The organism is Pseudactinotalea sp. Z1748 (assembly GCF_049725185.1).
Classification (GTDB): Bacteria; Actinomycetota; Actinomycetes; order Actinomycetales; family Beutenbergiaceae; genus CALKWS01.
This window is the reverse complement of the sequence record NZ_JBMPQB010000010.1, coordinates 1-17411: the sequence shown is the minus strand read 5'-3', so window position 1 is coordinate 17411 and position 17411 is coordinate 1. Positions and strand designations below refer to the sequence as shown.

Annotated in this window: 14 protein-coding genes; 10 read left to right on the top strand and 4 right to left on the bottom strand. The window is 69.5% G+C overall.

Going from position 1 to position 17411, the window contains the following annotated elements:
• Positions 1 to 39: 39 nt before the first annotated feature.
• From ACO0LU_RS17140 to ACO0LU_RS17125, 4 genes are all read right to left on the bottom strand, one after another.
• The gene (locus ACO0LU_RS17140; RefSeq protein WP_424792565.1) at positions 40 to 2187 is read right to left on the bottom strand and encodes a dipeptide ABC transporter ATP-binding protein; all 2148 of its coding nucleotides are present in this window, start codon (positions 2185 to 2187) and stop codon (positions 40 to 42) included.
• Complete coding sequence (locus ACO0LU_RS17135; protein ID WP_424792564.1) at positions 2184 to 3149, bottom strand: ABC transporter permease; 966 nt, start codon at positions 3147 to 3149, stop codon at positions 2184 to 2186. Before ACO0LU_RS17135 ends, ACO0LU_RS17140 begins: the two co-directional genes overlap by 4 nt.
• A 3-nt stretch (positions 3150 to 3152) precedes the next feature.
• Positions 3153 to 4151, bottom strand: coding sequence for an ABC transporter permease (locus tag ACO0LU_RS17130; RefSeq protein WP_424792563.1), 999 nt, complete (start codon positions 4149 to 4151; stop codon positions 3153 to 3155).
• Positions 4152 to 4458: 307 nt separating this feature from the next.
• Positions 4459 to 6171 carry a DUF885 domain-containing protein gene (locus ACO0LU_RS17125; RefSeq protein ID WP_424792562.1) on the bottom strand — a complete coding sequence of 571 codons (1713 nt, stop codon included), beginning with the start codon at positions 6169 to 6171 and terminating at the stop codon, positions 4459 to 4461.
• Between the two features lie 152 nt (positions 6172 to 6323).
• On the opposite strand from ACO0LU_RS17125, the gene ACO0LU_RS17120 reads away from it, so the two are divergent.
• From ACO0LU_RS17120 to ACO0LU_RS17075, 10 genes are all read left to right on the top strand, one after another.
• A complete protein-coding gene (locus ACO0LU_RS17120) occupies positions 6324 to 7226 on the top strand; it encodes a dihydrodipicolinate synthase family protein (protein WP_424792561.1) in 903 nt (300 codons plus the stop codon).
• 58 nt (positions 7227 to 7284) lie between these two features.
• On the top strand, positions 7285 to 8286 hold the full coding sequence (locus ACO0LU_RS17115; protein WP_424792560.1) for a proline racemase family protein: 1002 nt from the start codon (positions 7285 to 7287) through the stop codon (positions 8284 to 8286).
• 91 nt (positions 8287 to 8377) lie between these two features.
• Positions 8378 to 9136 carry a GntR family transcriptional regulator gene (locus ACO0LU_RS17110; protein ID WP_424792559.1) on the top strand — a complete coding sequence of 253 codons (759 nt, stop codon included), beginning with the start codon at positions 8378 to 8380 and terminating at the stop codon, positions 9134 to 9136.
• A 14-nt stretch (positions 9137 to 9150) separates the two neighbouring features.
• The gene (locus ACO0LU_RS17105) at positions 9151 to 10341 is read left to right on the top strand and encodes an NAD(P)/FAD-dependent oxidoreductase (RefSeq protein ID WP_424792558.1); all 1191 of its coding nucleotides are present in this window, start codon (positions 9151 to 9153) and stop codon (positions 10339 to 10341) included.
• Entirely contained in the window at positions 10341 to 10661 is a 321-nt protein-coding gene (locus tag ACO0LU_RS17100) for a (2Fe-2S)-binding protein (protein ID WP_424792557.1), read from the top strand. The genes ACO0LU_RS17105 and ACO0LU_RS17100 overlap by 1 nt, the downstream gene beginning before the upstream one ends.
• Entirely contained in the window at positions 10658 to 12307 is a 1650-nt protein-coding gene (locus tag ACO0LU_RS17095; protein WP_424792556.1) for an FAD-dependent oxidoreductase, read from the top strand. Before ACO0LU_RS17100 ends, ACO0LU_RS17095 begins: the two co-directional genes overlap by 4 nt.
• The gene (locus ACO0LU_RS17090; protein ID WP_424792555.1) at positions 12304 to 13767 is read left to right on the top strand and encodes an aldehyde dehydrogenase (NADP(+)); all 1464 of its coding nucleotides are present in this window, start codon (positions 12304 to 12306) and stop codon (positions 13765 to 13767) included. Before ACO0LU_RS17095 ends, ACO0LU_RS17090 begins: the two co-directional genes overlap by 4 nt.
• Before the next feature lie 363 nt (positions 13768 to 14130).
• Positions 14131 to 15660: an HD domain-containing phosphohydrolase gene (locus ACO0LU_RS17085; RefSeq protein ID WP_424792554.1), complete on the top strand. Its 1530-nt coding sequence runs from the start codon at positions 14131 to 14133 to the stop codon at positions 15658 to 15660.
• A gap of 43 nt (positions 15661 to 15703) precedes the next feature.
• Positions 15704 to 16966: an MFS transporter gene (locus ACO0LU_RS17080; protein ID WP_424792553.1), complete on the top strand. Its 1263-nt coding sequence runs from the start codon at positions 15704 to 15706 to the stop codon at positions 16964 to 16966.
• 107 nt (positions 16967 to 17073) lie between these two features.
• Positions 17074 to 17411 (top strand): aldehyde dehydrogenase family protein (locus tag ACO0LU_RS17075; RefSeq protein WP_424792552.1); only part of this gene is annotated, 338 nt, incomplete at its 3' end.

The following is a 17411-nucleotide window of genomic DNA, read 5'->3' as shown; positions in this document are numbered from 1 at the left end:
GTTGTCAGAACGTGTTCTTCGCTACTGCCCGCTGGAGGCTCAGATCCTCCCGCCGGCCCTGGGTCCGTGCGCCACCGCCTCGACGAGGTCCTGCGGGTAGTGACAGGCCACCCGCTGGTCGCGTTCGTCGATGGGGTCCAGGGCGGGCTCGGTCTGTTCGCATGCGCGCTGCTTGTCCTCCGGGAGCAGTTGGTACAGGGGGCAGCGCGGGCGGAACCGACAACCGCCGGGGACGTCGGTGGGGGAGGGCAGGTCACCTTCCAGGACCAGGTGGGTGCGGTTCTTCTCCACCTGCGGGTCCGGGATCGGGATCGCCGAGAGCAGCGCCTGGGTGTACGGGTGGCGGGGCCGGTCGAAGATCGTCTCCACGTCGCCGATCTCGACGAATCTACCCAGGTACATCACCGCGACCCGGTCGGAGATGTGCCGCACCACCGACAGGTCGTGCGCGACCATCAGGTAGGACAGGCCCAACTCCGACTTGAGCCGTTGCAGCAGGTTGATCACCCCGGCCTGGATCGACACATCCAGGGCGGAGACCGGCTCGTCCAGCACGATCACCTTGGGATTGAGCGCCAGTGCCCGGGCGATGCCGAGGCGCTGGCGCTGACCTCCGGAGAAGGCGTTCGGGAACCGGTTGACGTAGTCGCGCTGCAGGCCGACGATCTCGAGCAGTTCCAGGATCCGGGCCTTGACCCGATCGGGCTTCCACCCGTGTGTCTGCATCGGTTCGGCCAGAATCTCGTACACCGTCTGTCGTGGGGACAGCGCCCCGACCGGATCCTGGAAGACCATCTGCACGTCGGCGCGCAGGCTGCGCGGTGCTCGGTGGCGTCGCTTCGCCCCCTCGATCACGGTGCCGTTGATCTCCAGCCGCACCCCCTCGGCCGGGTTCATCTCCATGATCTCCAGCAGCGTGGTGGTCTTGCCCGAGCCGGACTCACCCACGATGGAGAAGCACTCGGCCTCCCGGACATCGAAGCTGACGCCGTCCACGGCGCGCACGGTGCCCAGATGCCGTTTCAGCATCCGGCTGCGCAGTTCGAACCGGCGCTCCAGGTTGTCCGCAGCCAGCACCACCTCGCGCTCTGAGCGCGGCAGTTCCTCGATCTGCGAACGCGGCATCCGTTTGACTCCGTATACCTCCTGGGCATCGGCGTGCACCGTCTCGTCCAGGCGCACGCAGGCGGCGCTGTGGTCGCTACCGGGTTTGATGGGGAGCAGGTCCGGCTCGCCCTGCTCGCACTTCTCGGTCGCGAGCGGGCATCGAGGGGCGAAGGTGCAACCGGTGGGCGGGTCGACCAGGTTCGGCGGTCGGCCGGGGATGGTGGCCAGGGCGTGCTCGGCGGAGACGTCCAGTCGTGGCACCGCCGCGATCAGCCCCATCGTGTAGGGCATCGAGGGATTGGCGAAGACATCCTCGGTGCTGCCCTCCTCCACCGCCCGGCCGGCGTACATCACCAGCAGGTCATCGGCCAGGCCGGCCACCACACCGAGATCGTGGGTGATCATGATGATTGCGGCGCCGGTCTCCCGGTGGGCGATCTTGAGCAGTTCCAGTACCTGGGCCTGCACGGTCACGTCCAGGGCGGTGGTGGGTTCATCACAGATGATCACCGCGGGATCGTTGGCCATCGCGATCGCGATCATCACCCGCTGGCGCATCCCGCCGGAGAACTCGTGCGGGAAGGAGGTCATCCGCCCCTCGGGGTCGGGGATGCCGACCTTGGTCAGCAGTTCCACCGCCCGGGCCTCCCTGTCCTCCTTGGACATCTCCGGGTTGTGGTTCTTGATCGCATCGGTGATCTGGTGGCCGATCGACAGCACCGGGGTCAGTGAGGACAGCGGGTCCTGGAACACCATGGAGATGGTGTTCCCGCGGTGCTGGCTCATCTGCTTGTCCGACAGGCCCAGCACGGATTCACCGGCGAGGACGACCTCGCCGTCGACCTTGGCGTTGTCCGGGAGGAGTCCCATGATCGCCATCGAGGTGACCGACTTGCCGGAGCCGGATTCACCCACGATGCCCAGCACCTGTCCCGGACGCAGGTCGAAACTGACCCCGCGGACGGCGTGCACGGTGCCGGCCTCGGAGGGGAAGCGCACGTTCAGGTCCCGCACGCTCAGCACGGGCTCGTCCGTGCGTCGGGTCGCGGCGTCACCGGACCGGGTGGCGAAGGTACTCATGCTTTGGCCTTACCGCTGGCTTTGGATTCGGGGTCGAGCGCATCGCGCAGCCCGTCGTTGATCAGCGCCAGGGCGCCGACGATGAGCATGAACGCCAGCACCGGAGTCCAGAACATCCACGGCTGGGAGAACAGGTAGTTGCGGGCCTGGGCGATCATCAGCCCCAGGGATGTCTCCGGGACGGTGACGCCGATGCCCAGGAAGGACAGGCTGATCTCGGCCAGGATCGCGCCCCAGATGCTGGTGGTGGCATTGATGATGGCCAGGGAGGCCAGGTTCGGGGCCAGGTGGCGCCAGACGATCCGCAGCGAGGGGACGCCCATGAACCGGGCCGCCTTGACGAACTCGCGGTCCACGAACGACAGCGCCATCCCGCGGATGAGACGGGCCGAGGACATCCAGCCGAACATCACCATGATGAAGGCCAGCAGCACCGGCCCACCGCCGCGGCCGGTCATGATGATCCCGATAAGGATGATCTGGGGGAACATGATGAGGGACTCGATCACCCACATCCAGCCGCGGTCCACCCAGCCGCCGAAGTAGGCCATCGCGGAACCGATGATCAGACTCATGAGCGGGGTCAGTAGTCCCACGACCAGGCCGATCATCAGGGAGGTCCGCGCGCCCTGGGCGAGCAGAGCGACCATGTCCACCCCGGCGGAGTTGGTGCCCAACCAGTGCTCCTCGCTGGGTGGGGAGCCGAGGGCGAGGAAGTCCTGCTGGGTGTAGTGCCATGGGGTGAGCAGGTGTCCGAAGAGTGCGAACGCTCCGATCAGGCCGAGCATGACAAGCCCGACGACGGCGAGTTTGTTGCGGAAGAACCGCTTCAGGATCAGCCGCTTCTTACCCAGTGGTTTGAAGTCGGCACCGAGGGGCTCGGTGGGGGCATCGTCGTGGGTGGGTACCTCAGCGCCGGTGCTGCGGGCGTTCTGGGTTGCGGACAGCGGAGTCATCGACATGGCTCAGAGCCTCACTCTCGGGTCGACGATCGAGGTGAACAGATCCGCCAGGAGGGCCCCGATGGCGAAGATGACACAGCCGTAGAAGGTCATCAGCACGGTGGAGTTCACGTCGTGGGCGTGCAGGGCCCGGATGGACCAGGAGCCCAGACCGTCCCAGTTGAAGATCACCTCGGCGAAGATCGTGCCGGTGAACAGCGCCGGGATGGTGAAGGCCAGGGACTGGGCAGTGGGTACGAATGAGACCCGCAGGGCGTGCTTGCGGATCGCCTGGTTCCGGGTCAGGCCGGTGGCACGGGCGGTCCGCACGAAGTCGGCGTTGACGAAGTCCAGCAGGTACTGGCGCTGGGAGATCTGCATCGAGGCCCAGCCGAAGATGGTCATCGCCACCGTGGGGACGGCGTAGTGGGCGGCCATATCCACGATCTGGTTCCAGGTTCCCTCCACCCCGATGCTGCGGAACCCGGTGACGTAGAAGATGCGCTCGCTGGATTGATCGTTGATCCAGATCGCCGCCCGCTGCACCAGCAGGTAGGCCACCGGGGTGGGTAGCACCATGGTCAGGTAGGAGTACCACGTGGTGACCCGGTCCCCGAGCTTGTACTGCCGGGCCGCGGAGAAGACGCCCAGCGCCACACCGAGGATGAAGGTCAGCACCGTGGCGGCCAGGGTGAGTTGGGTGGAGATCCACAGCCGGATCCCGAACTCGGAGTTCACGAACCCGCCGCTCGGCGTGCGGCCCCAGTCCCAGTCGGTCAGGATTGCGGTCAGCCAGACCCAGTAGCGCTGGAACGCGTTCTGGTCAGGATCCAGGTCCAGACGGGCCAGGGTTTGCTGGACCCGTTCGTAACTGATCTCGGGGTCCATCTCGATGCCGCCCTGCGTGTCCAGCATCTGCAGCGCCGGGTTGAAGAAGCTCACCGCGAGCAGGTAGGCCAGCGACGTGACCGCGATGGTCATGACCGAATAGCGGAGGAACCGCATCCCGAGGAACTTCAGCATGGTCCCGACCCCTCGCAGAGCCGCAGGATCCGAACCGGATTCATGCGTTCACAGTCCGTCATCGCTGTTCCTCGCTCTGCGTCTCGTCCATGGCGTGGCGCCTCGCTGCCCCCGTCACATTCGTAGAAATGTAACACATGCAATGTGCCATGTTACGTAGCCCAAACGGTCGGAGAGCTGGCATCCTTGGCGCGCACGGACCGCTGCGTCCTCCACTCGGGCTGCGTAGTGGCACGTACCATGTTAACGCTCACGTAAAGGGGCGTCGCGTGACTTTCCCGCTGCCGCCCTTGGTGGTGGGCCGCGCTCATCCGCGTGCGGCCCGGCGTCCTTCGATGTATCGCACCATGTGCTCCTCGAACACGGCGAGCGGCACACTTCCCAGCCCCAGCACGGTGTCGTGGAAGTCACGGATGTCGAAGTCGGCGCCCAACTCGGCCTCGGCGCGGGCCCGCATCTTCTCGATGCTCAGTTGCCCCAGGTAGTAGGCAGCCGCCTGGCCCGGCCAGGCGATGTAGCGGTCGATCTCGGTGAGGATCTCGTGCTCGGCGATCGCGGTGTTCTCACGCAGGAAGTCCTGGGCCTGCTCCCGGCTCCACCCCAGTGCGTGCATGCCGGGGTCGACCACCAGGCGGACCGCCCGCCACATCTGGAAGGACAACATGCCCATTGTCTCGTAGGGCGTGGTGTACATGCCCATCTCCACCCCCAGCCGCTCGCAGTACAGCCCCCAGCCCTCACCGAAGGCGGAGATGTACTGACGGCGGAAGTCCGGCAGATCCAGCTCCCGAGCCAGGGAGAGCTGGAAGGAGTGCCCCGGAGCGGACTCGTGCAGGGTGAGCGCCGGCAGGGAGTACAGCGGCCGGGCGGGCAGGTTGTAGGTGTTCAGGATGTAGGCATCCGGTGCCCCGCGCCCGAAGGTGTCGAACGGGGCGATGTCGGGCGGGGTCTGCACGATCGCGAACCGTTGATCGGGCAGACGACCGAAGTAGCGGTGGATCACGCCTTCGAAGGCCTTGCAGGTGTAGGCGGCCTCGGCGATCAGTTGCCGGGGCGTGCTGGCGTAGAACTGCGCGTCGGCGCGCATGAAGGCGAGCATGCCGGCCACGTCGCCGGCAAAGCCGACCTCGGCAGCCACCTTCTCCATCTCGGCCCGGATCGCGCGTACGTGCTCCATGCCGATGTCGAAGATCTGCTGGGGGCTCAGGGCGGTGGTGGTGAACTCCCGCAACTGGGCGGCGTAGAAGGCCTCTCCCTCGGGCTGGTCGTGCGCGGCGATGCTCTCGGGCAGGTTCGGCAGGTACTCGGTGACCAGGAACTCCAGCAGCTCGGCATAGGCCGGCACCACCACCTCGCGCAGCAGCGCGGCAGCCTCCTGGTGCAGCTCCTCCCGGATGGCGGCGTCCATGGCCGCGGGCAGGGTGCGCAGGGGCGCGAACAGGGCCAGCTCGGTGACATCGGCGGCCTGGGCGACGGCGCGGACCGGCTCCTCGCGCCCGGTCAGGGTGATCCGGGGCGGACCGAAGCCGCGGGCCAGCCCGGCGCGCATGTTCTCGGTCTGTTGGGCGAAGTACCGCGGGATCTGGGCGAGCCGGCCCAGGTAGGTGCGGGCGTCGTCGTCGGTCATCAGCACCTGGCGCCTCGCGCCGAAGGTGAGGTTGCGCCAGAACGCCGAATCGGCGTTCACCGGGCGCTCCCACAGCCGGAACCGCTGAGAAGCCACCAGCGTCTGCAGTTGCTGGGCGTAGACGTCGTAGTCGAGCCGTTCGGCCTCGGTGAGTTCGGAGCGCGGGATCCGTTCCAGTTCCACCAGGGTCTGCTCCCAGCGTCTCCGGCGTCGCTCCTGGCTGGCCTCGTCGACCTGGGGTAGGAAGCCGACGACCTCGGTGGGCGTAGTCATCGTCAACGGACCGAGTTCCCCGGTGCGCCAGGTCCACTCCTGGGTATAGAGGTCCCGCAGCGCCTCGGCCGCGCTGGTGCTGGTGCGATCCGGCCCGGCCGGGGGTGTGGGTGTCGTCATGATCAGTGCCTCATTGCGTCGCTGGGTCACGGTCCATCCCGCACTATACCTACAGTGCAATGTCACAGTTGACACACGAGGAAGATGAGAGCACACTGACGCCAGTGTGCAGAGGTTTTCTGCACGAATGTGGGATTCAGAGGAGACCTCTCATGAGTGAGCGCAAGCCCTGGCACGGTGTGATCGTCGCGACCGCCCTGCCGTTCAAGGACGACCTGTCGGTGGATTACGACGCATACGGCGAGCACGTGCAGTTCCTTGCCGCGAACGGCTGCCACGGGGTCGCGCCGAACGGATCGCTGGGGGAGTACCAGACGTTGTCCGACGAAGAGCGCGCCCGGGTGGTCCAGACCGCCGTGGCCGCTGCGCCGGAGGGCTTCACCGTGATGCCCGGGGTGGGCGCCTACGGTGGCCTGCAGACCGAGAAGTGGGCCAACCAAGCGGCCGAGGCCGGCGCTCAGGCCGTGATGCTGCTGCCCCCGAACACCTACCGCGCCAACGATGACGAGGTGGCCGAGCACTTCCGCCTGGCCGCCAGGGCCGGTCTGCCGGTGGTGGGGTACAACAACCCGATCGACACCAAGGTGGACCTGACCCCCGAACTGATCGCCCGGATCCACGACGAGGGCAACATGGTGGGCGTCAAGGAGTTCTCCGGTGACGTGCGGCGCGCGTACGCGATCAAGGAGCTCAGCCCGCAGATGGACATCCTGATCGGCACCGACGACACCCTGCTGGAGACCGGCCTGGCCGGCGCGGTGGGCTGGGTGGCCGGCTACACCAACGCGATTCCGCAGACCACGGTGGAACTGTTCACCCTGTCCACCTCCGGCAGCCCTGCGGACCTGCTCAAGGCCCGCGAGATCTACACCGACCTGCACTCGCTGCTGCGGTGGGACACCAAGACCGAGTTCGTTCAGGCGATCAAGCTCTCCATGGACATCTACGGCCTCAAGGGCGGCCCCACCCGCCCGCCGCGCGGTCCGCTGGCAGACTGGATGCGCAAGGGCATCACTGCCGACACCGAAGCGGCCCTGGCCAAGGGTTACAAGTAAGCCACGAGGCGCGGCGGAACCGCCAGGGACCGCGGCCCGGGACCACGAAGGAACACTCGTGAGAACCTCACACGTCTACCACGCCGTTGACTCACACACCGAGGGCATGCCCACGCGCGTGATCACCGGCGGGGTAGGCGTGTTCCCGGGTGCCACGATGGCGCAGCGGCGGCTCTGGTTCGCCGAGCACAACGACCACCTGCGCCGGCTGCTGATGCGCGAGCCGCGCGGGCACAGCGCGATGAGCGGGGCGATCCTGCAGCCACCCACCCGCGACGACGCGGACTGGGGCGTGCTGTTCATCGAGGTGTCCGGGCTGTTGCCGATGTGCGGGCACGGCACGATCGGCGTGTGCACCGTGCTGGTGGAGACCGGCATGGTCGAGGTCACCGAACCGGTCACCACCATCCGGTTGGACACCCCGGCCGGCCTGGTGGTGGCGCAGGTCGCGGTGCAGGACGGTTCGGCCACCTCGGTGACGATCACCAACGTGCCCTCCTTCACGTTGCGCACCGGTGCGAGCGTTCAGGTTCCCGGCCTGGGCGAGGTCACCTACGACATGGCCTTCGGCGGCAACTTCTATGCCGTGGTGGAACTGGAAGACCTGGGCCTGCCGTTCGACCGGGCGGCCAAGGACGAGCTGCTCCGCGCAGGGCTGGCCATCATGGCGGCGATCAACGAGACCGACGCCCCGGTGCACCCCACCCGCCCCGATATCACCGGATGCCACCACGTGTACCTGCAGGCCCCGGGCTCCACGGCGAAGCACTCCCGGCACGCCATGGCGATCCACCCCGGGTGGTTCGACCGTTCCCCCTGCGGCACCGGTACCAGCGCCCGGATGGCGCAGCTGCACACCAAGGGGGAGTTGGCGCTGAACACGGACTTCGTGAACGAGTCCTTCATCGGCTCCCGCTTCGTGGGCCGGTTGACCGGGATCACGAAGGTCGGCGACGTGGACGCGGTGGTGCCCACCGTGACCGGCCGGGCCTGGATCACCGGGACTGCGCAGTACTTCCTGGATCCCTCCGATCCATATCCCGAAGGATTCGAGTTGTGACCGCGCTGTGCAATTGCGCCGATGTAGGCTACCGGCACACGGCTCACCGTTGAGTGTGTCGTTACCAATCAGTGACCAGCAGGAGACCACCATGACGTCGGCTCAGGACATTCCGCTCCACACGATCCAGCAGTACAAGAGCCTGCGCGCCAGCGTCACCGAGGCGCTGCGCACTGCCATCATCGTGGGGGACCTGGAGGAGGGCCGGCTCTACTCAGCGCCTGCGCTGGCCGAGCCGTTGGGGGTTTCCGCCACCCCGGTGCGTGAGGCCATGATGGACCTGGCCGGGGAGGGGTTGGTCATCTCGGTCAAGAACAAGGGGTTCCGGGTGACCGTGATGACCCCGCGTGACCTGGAGGAGATGGCCGAGGTACGCACGCTCCTGGAGGCTCCGGTGGTGCGCGACCTGGCCGGGACGATCCCGGCTGCGGACTACGCGAGCCTGCACCGGCTCGCCGACGAGGTCACCGCCGCTGCCGAGGCCGGGGACCTGCGCACCTACCTCAGCGGGGACCGGAAGTTCCACGCCGACCTGCTGCGCTGCTCCGGGAACACCCTGCTGGTGGAGTTGGCCACCCGGCTGCGCGGGCAGACCCGCCTGAAGGCCCTGCGCCCGCTGGCCGAGGCCGGCGTCCTGGTGGACTCCGCCCGCGAGCACACCCAACTGCTGGAGCTGATGGAGGCCGGCGACGCGGCCGGCACCTACGACCTGATCGTGACCCACATCGGGCACGTCTCCCGGCTCTGGGCCCAGGGCGTGGGAAGCGAGCCGGCCGAGACCCCTGCGGCGTCCACGACCTCTGAGACCACCGCGGCCCTGATGGAGGGGCCGGGCAGCGGCTCCGGGTGACGGTGGCCGTCTCAGTGAACCCTGCGCAGGTCACCGCCGGGACCAGCGACGTCATCGTTATCGGCGCCGGCGCCGTCGGGGCTGCGGTCGCCTACTACAGCGCCCGGGCCGGGCTGTCGGTGACGGTGCTGGACCGCGGCCGCCCGGGAGGCGCCACGTCCTCGCGGTGCGAGGGCAACATCTTGGTCTCGGACAAGGAACGCGGGCCCGAACTGGACCTGGCGAACTTCTCGCTGTCGCTATGGCGCGGCGAACTCGCCGAGTTCGCGGACCTGTGGGAGTTCGAGGCCAAGGGCGGCATCATCGTGGCCTCCCGGGACTCCTCCATGGTCTCGCTGCAACGGGCGCTGCAGGCCCAGCGCAGCCACGGGATCCGGGTGGAGGACATCGACGTGGCAGCGTTGCGGGAGTTGGAACCGCACATCAGCCACGAGGCGGTCGGGGCAGCGTTCTACCCGGACGACTGCCAGGTGATGCCGATGCTGCTGACCGCACACCTGTTGCGGATGGCAGCCGGGTACGGGGCCAGCGTGGTCGCCGAGACCGAGGTGCACGGCCTCGTGCGGGACCGGGCCGAGCGCATCACCGGGGTGCGCACCACGCGCGGTACCTTCTCCGGGGCGGCGGTGGTCAATGCCGCCGGGCCGTGGTCGGCACAGGTGGCGCAGTTGGCCGGGGTGCACGTACCGGTGGCGCCGCGGCGGGGCTACGTGCTGGTCACCGAACCACTGCCGCCGCGGGTCTTCCACAAGGTCTACGCAGCCGAGTACATCGACAACGTGGGTAGTTCGGACAGCGCGCTGCAGTCCTCGCCGGTGGTGGAGGGCACGCCCTCGGGCACCATCCTGGTGGGGTCCTCCCGCGAGCGGGTCGGGTTCGACGAGCGGCCCAACCCCGTGGCACTGGAACTGATCGCGGCGAACGCGCTGGCTCTGTTCCCCTTCCTGGCCGACGTGCGCATCCTGCGCCACTACTTCGGATTCCGTCCCTACAGCCCCGATCACGTACCCGTCATCGGCCCGGATCAGCGTGCCGAGGGGCTGTGGCACGCGTGCGGGCACGAGGGCGCCGGGATCGGACTCTCGGTGGGTACCGGCAAACTCATTGCCCAGGCCCTCACCGCCCGCCCCGAGTTGGACCTGGCGCCGTTCGCTCCGCACCGCTTCGACTCCGCCGCGGACGCCCACCACCAGGAGGCTTCCTGATGAGCACGGATCCCGACCTCACCATCACCGTGGACGGGCAGGCGGTGCAGGTGCCACCGGGCCGCACGGTGGCGGCGGTCCTGATGGCCCAGACCGACCGGATGGCCTGGCGGCGCACCCGCTTCGCCGGGCAACCGCGCGGGCTGTTCTGCGGCATCGGGGTCTGCTTCGACTGCCTGGTCAGCATCGATGGGCGCCCGTCGATGCGCGCCTGCCTGGTGCAGGCGGCCGAGGGCATGGTGGTCCGGACCGGCACAGCCGACGACGCCGGGGCCGCACTTCGCGAGGAGTGCGACGACCAGGGGAGCGGGCAGCCATGAGCGTTCAGATCGGCGACGCTGCCGACGGTTCCGACGCTGCCGACGTCGCCGTCGTCGGTGCCGGCCCGGCCGGGCTGGCCGCGGCCGATGCGGCGGCCCGGGCCGGTGCGCGGGTGCTGTTGATCGACGCTGCCCGCCAGTTGGGCGGGCAGTACTGGCGCCACGCCGACGAGGTGACCGAGACGGGCGACCCCTCGCGCTGGCACCATGGCTGGCGCACCTACACCGGCCTGGCCACCAACGTGCGCGCGGCGATCGATGCCGGGCAGGTGATCTACCGTCCCGGCACCCAGGTGTGGTCCATCGCGCGCACCGGCGGTGGCGCCGGGATGGCCGCACCGGGGTACCTCATCAGCACCGCGGCCGTCCCCGAGGCAGCGCCCGCCACGGGAACCGGCCTGGTCCGGGCACGCACGCTCATCCTGTGCCCGGGCGCCTATGACAGGCAGGTGCCGGTCCCCGGGTGGACGCTGCCCGGGGTGATGGCGGCCGGGGGAGTGCAGGCCTTCATCAAGACCCAGGGGGTGGCACCGGGTGCGCGCGTCTTCCTCGGGGGCACCGGCCCGTTCCTGCTCTCCGCGGCGGCCTCGGTGCTGCAAGCCGGGGCACGGGTGCGCGGGGTCGCCGAGGCGGCTGCGCTGCGCGGCTGGTTCCCTGGCGGCGTCACCGGCCTGGCGGTGCCATCGAAACTGAAGGAGGGTGCGGCCTACGCCGCCCTGCTGGCCCGCCACCGGGTGCCTTACCGCACCCGCACCGCCATCACAGGTATCCACGGTCAGCACCGGGTTGAGGCCGTCACCATTGCCAAGGTGGACTCCCGCGGCAGCATCCGCCCGGGCAGTTCCCGGCGGATCGGGGGGATCGACGTCGTCGGTCTTGGCTGGGGCTTCACCCCGCAGGCCGAGTTGCTGCTGCAGCTGGGCGCCCGCACCCGGGTGGACCTGGACGGTTCCCTGGTCGGAACGGTCGACGGGGACCAGCGCAGTTCGGTCCCGGGACTGTTCCTGGCCGGGGAGATCACCGGCGTGGCCGGCGCGGGCGCGGCCGTTGCCGAGGGGCGGATCGCCGGAGCGTCGGCGGCGTCCCTGGCCCACGGCACCGTGAGTGGCATCTCGCGCACGGACCGGCTGGTGCGCCGGCAGCACCGTGCTTTCGCCCGGGCGATGCACCGCGCGCACCCGTTGCCGCCGGCCTGGACCGACTGGTTGCAGGCGGACACCATCGTGTGCCGCTGCGAGGAGGTGCCGTGGAGCCGGGCCCGTGAGGCCGGTGACCAGTTGGGAGCCGCCGAACCACGCGGGCTGAAGGGCACCACCCGCATCGGCATGGGCTGGTGCCAGGGGCGGATGTGCGCGCTCGCGGCGGTTTGCGGAAGCCGGGCGCCTGAGGCCGCCGGCCGGGGTGCCGGGCAGCACGGCGAGGGTGCGCCGGCAGCGAACGGGGGCGGCCCTCACCTTGCTGCGGGCGCCGCAACGGCGGATACTCGCGCTAGACCCCCCGCTCATGACGCCCTGATCTCCACCGCGCGCCGCCCGGTCGCCATGCCCGTCACGTTCACCACGATGGCCGATTCCACCGCTGCGCCGCCGCTTAAGGAGCGCTGCGGATCCGACCCGCACTCGAATGCAACGAAGGAGCAGAGATGACAGCACCAGCCGCCAACTACCGAAGCACCACCGATCACGCCCAACTCGATCGGGTGCTGCAGGCTGCTGCCGTGGCTGCACCGGCGTGGTCGGCCATGAGCGCGCAGGACCGTGCCGGGGCCCTGGAAGGCGTGGCCGACGCCCTGGAGGGCGCCGGATCCGAACTGATCCCGGTGGGCATGCGGGAGACCAACCTCGCCGAGCCCCGCCTGCAGGGGGAGTTGAAGCGGACCGCGTTCCAGTTGCGCCTGTTCGCCGAGGTGGTGCGCGACGGCCGGCACCTGGACGTGCGCATCGACCACGCCGACGCCGACTGGCCGATGGGTGCCCCACGCCCGGACCTGCGCCGGTACCTGCGTCCGATCGGGCCGGTGCTGGTGTTCTCCGCCTCGAACTTCCCGTTCGCCTTCTCCGTGGCCGGTGGCGATACCGCCTCAGCCCTGGCCGCCGGTAACCCGGTCGTGGTCAAGGCCCACTCCGGCCACCCCGAACTGTCCCGCATGACCGGCGACGTCGTCAGCGAGGCACTGCGCCGCGCGGGCGCGCCGGACGGGGTCTTCGCCGTGGTGTACGGGCGCGAGGCGGGTACCGCCGCGGTCCAGGACCGGCGCATCAAGGCCGCCGGGTTCACCGGGTCCATCCCCGGCGGGCGCGCCCTGTTCGACCTGGCCAACGCCCGTCCGGAGCCGATCCCGTTCTACGGCGAGCTGGGCAGCAACAACCCCGTCTTCGTCACCGAGGCCGCCGCGGCCGAGCGGGCCGATGAGATCGCCGAGGGCTTCATCGGTTCCTTCACGATGGGCACCGGCCAGTTCTGCACCAAACCGGGCACCCTGTTCGTTCCGGTGGGCTCGGGCCTGGTGGAGAAACTCCAGGTGGCCACGCTTCCGGCGGTGCACGACTTCCTGAACGAGGGGATCGGCAAGGGGCATGCGGAGTCGCTGAGCGAACTGAGCGGGCACCCGCAGGTCGAGGAGCTGGCACAGGGTCAGGACGGGCCGGAGGGTCAGGTTCCCACCCTGCTGCGCACCACCGCCGATGCGATGCTGGCCGACCCCGACGCGCTGCAGGCCGAGTGCTTCGGTCCCACCGCGTTGGTCGTGGAGTACGAGAACCTGGATCAGGCGGTGCAGGTGGCGCGCACCTACGGCGGCCAGCTCACCGCCGGGGTGTTCGGGCAGGACGACTGCCCCGTGCAGCCGCTGTTGGCGGTGCTGACCGAGATCGCCGGCCGGGTGATCTGGAACCAGTGGCCCACCGGGGTGTCGGTGACCTACGCCCAGCAGCACGGTGGCCCCTACCCGGCCACCACCGCGGTGGGTACCACTTCGGTGGGCACCGCGGCGATCAACCGGTTCCTGCGTCCGGTGGCCTACCAGAACCTGCCCCAGCACCTGCTGCCGGCCGAGTTGCAGGACGACAATCCGCTGGGCCTGCCCCAGATGGTCGACGGGAAGTAACCCGCCCACACACGCCCCCACCCCCGCTGAGTTCGTTAACTTCGCGCTGACTTCGCCCACGTGCGCAGACTGGTCGCCGAAGGTGCGAAGGTGATCGCGACCGATGTGGATGTGGAGGGCATCACAATCGGGGTGGATGACGGCGCGCTGGCGCCGGGAACGACTCCTTCATAGTCTTCATGCTGGTCGGGTCGCTCGGCTCGGGTTCCTGCAGGCCAGCGCGAATGCCAAGATCGTCAACTGGGCGACCAATCTGGCGGAGTTGCTCGTCGTCATCCCACTGGGCGCGGTGATGTGGGAGGTCGGTCTATTCCTGGGCGCCTTTAACGTGCTGGGCGGCTACCGCTATGCCACGATGAACTGGTGTTCCGCCTGCTGGGCCTGCTCGGCGGACTCTCCGTCGCCATGGACCTGGGGACCGGGGCTCCGTTGGAGGAGTCGTTGCGCCGCAGTGTTGTGGCGGTCCGACTGGCGCGGCTGGCCGGCCTGTCGGACGCCGAGGTCTCCGACGCGCTCTACGTCTCGCTGCTGCAGCACCTGGGCTGCACGGCGTACGCCCACGAACTCGGGGTGCTGTGGGGCGATGACATCGCGGTGACGCGCCTGGCCCTGCGGACCGACTTCACCCGGCCGACGGACGTCTGGTCGACCTGGGTGGCGGGGCTGGCCCGGACGCAGAGAACCACCCGGGCCCGGGCGGCTGCGCGGACGGTGCGGCTCAGCCGACGGATGGCGGATGGGCCACGGGCAACCTGTGAGGTAGCTCGCGAGGCGGCAGCAGCCATCGGGCTGGCTCACTCGGTGCAGGAAGCCCTGTTCCACGTGGCGGCCCGGTGGGACGGCCAGGGCTATCCACCCACGAAGGGGAACATGATCCCGCTCTCCACCCGGATCATGCAGGTGTCCTTCTGCGCCGTGCTGTTCGCCATGGAGGGTGAGCCGCGGACCGCGGTTGAGCAGGTGCGGTCGCGGGCCGGTGGCGAACTGGACCCCGACCTGTGCGACCTGCTCGTCACGAATGCCCGAGGGCTGCTTGCCGATGTCGAGGACCTCGAGGCCTACCAGCAACTGCTCGCCGACGAGCCCGACCCGGTAGCACTGGTGGAGGGAGATCGGCTGCTCGACGTGGCGCGTGCGGTCGGCAACCTGGCTGACCTCAAGAGCCCCTGGTTGCTGGGCCACTCGACGGCCGTCGCCGACTTGGCGGCCGGGGCGGCGGACCGGTGCGGTCTGCACCACGCAGTGGCTGAGCTGCGGCTGGCCGGGCACCTGCACGACATCGGGATGGTCGGGGTGTCGAGCCGCATCTGGGACAAGGGGGCCGGCCTGACGGTCTCCGAACGGGACCAGGCCCGCCTGCACCCCTACCACGGCGAGCGGATCGTCGCCCGGGTCCCCGAGTTGGCGGACGTCGCCGCCCTGGTCGGTCGCCACCACGAGCGCAGTGACGGCAGCGGCTACCACCGCGGGCTGACTGCGGCCCAGTTGCCCATGCCGGCCCGGCTGCTGGCTGCTGCCGACCGGTACCGGGTGCTGGTCGAGGGGCGTCCACACCGACCCGCCCTGGCTCCCGTGAAGGCTGCGGCGTGGCTGCGCGAGGAGGCTTCCGCCGGACGAATGGATCCGGACGCGGTGACGGCGGTCCTGGCTGAGACGGGGCACGCCGCGACCCGCGTCCGGGCCCGCCCGGCCGGCCTGACCGGGCGGCAGATCGAGGTCCTGCAACTGGTCGCGGCAGGGGTGTCCAACCCCGGGATCGCCGAACGGCTGGGCATCTCGCGCCGGACGGCCGAGCACCACGTGCAGGACGTCTACCTCAAGATCGGGACGTCCACCCGGGCCGGCGCAGCACTGTTCGCCATGGACCACGGACTCCTCGACCGATCTGGGTAGGTCTGCCCATGTGCTGACGGCCGCGTCGGGCCACCCTTCAGTCATGAGTACTCCGACGAGCGACTCCAAACTCACGATCGGGACCGGGCATCGCGGCAGCGGCGGCACCGCACAGGCAGCCCCGGCGGGTCACCAACTTGACCGCCTCCTGACGCCGGCCTTCGTGTGTCTGGGGCTGGCTGACCTGGCCTACTTCACGGCGTCGGGTGTCGCGATCTACGCACTTCCCCTCTATGTCACCGGCCCGGTCGGCTCGACACCCGGAGGCGCAGGACTCGCCTTCGGTGCGTTCGCGGTGTCAGCCATCCTGCTCCGGCCCCTGGCGGGACGGTGGAGCGACCGTTATGGCCGGGCCCCACTGCTGATCGGCGGCGCGCTGCTGGCGGCGCTGACACTGGTAGGGATGACTGTGGCGGACAACCTGCTGACTGTCGTCCTGCTGCGGCTGCTCTTCGGGGTCGCGGAGGCGGCCTTCTTCGTCGCGTCGCTGGCGGCTCTTGCCGACCTGGCCCCGCCGAGCAGGATGGGGGAGGCGATCAGCTACAACTCCCTCGGCCTCTACCTGGGTCTGGGACTCGGCGCCCCGCTCGGTGAGGTCGTCGTCAGGACGCTGGGCTTCGGTGGCGCCTGGGTGGTCGCGGCCATCCTCTGCGTCGGCGGCGCGGCGCTGGCGGCCACGATCGGGGAGACCCGGGTCCCCCGAGCACCCACAGCCGAGCCACCGAGCGGGTTGATCCACTGGCCTGCTGTGCCCATCGCCCTGGGCTTCTTCGCGTCGGTCGCCGCCATGGGAGGGTTCCTCGCCTTCGCGCCGCTGCGTGCTGACGGTGCCGGACTGGCGAACGCGAGCATGCCAATCTTCGTCTACGGGCTGGTCGTCGTGGCGCTGCGCGTCGCCCTGGCCCGGGCGCAGGACAAGCTTCCTCCCCTCACGGTCGCGGCCATCGCCCTGGCCACCATGACTCTCGGGCTGTCGGTGATCGTCGTCTCGACAACCCCGCTCGGACTAGTCACCGGCACCGTCGTGCTGGGTGCGGGGGTCGCCCTGAGCACGCCCGCGTTCTTCGCGGCGATCTTCGCCACGGCTACCCCCGCCACCAGGGGCGCGGCCGCGGGCACCGCGAGCATCCGCCTCGACCTCGGGATCGGCCTCGGCCCGATCGTGCTTGGGCTGGTGGCCCATTATGGTGGCCTGTCCCGCGCGTTCGTGGTCGCAGCGGTGATCGCACTCCTAGGCAGCGTCTGGACCTGCTGGCTTCGTCTGGCCCATCGTGGACGCACCGGTGTAACCCCAGTGCGTCCCTGAGTGCTTCCGGTCCGGTGACCGGCAGGTCGCAGACGGTGCTCCGGCAGACGTAGGCCCGGCCCGTCCGCCCACGCCCGGCCGGTCCTCGAGCAACGGCGGTGGTGCTGGTGCAGGGTCAGGACGGGCCGGAGGGTCAGGTTCCCACCCTGCTGCGCACCACCGCCGATGCGATGCTGGCCGACCCCGACGCGCTGCAGGCCGAGTGCTTCGGTCCCACCGCGTTGGTCGTGGAGTACGAGAACCTGGATCAGGCGGTGCAGGTGGCGCGCACCTACGGCGGCCAGCTCACCGCCGGGGTGTTCGGGCAGGACGACTGCCCCGTGCAGCCGCTGTTGGCGGTGCTGACCGAGATCGCCGGCCGGGTGATCTGGAACCAGTGGCCCACCGGGGTGTCGGTGACCTACGCCCAGCAGCACGGTGGCCCCTACCCGGCCACCACCGCGGT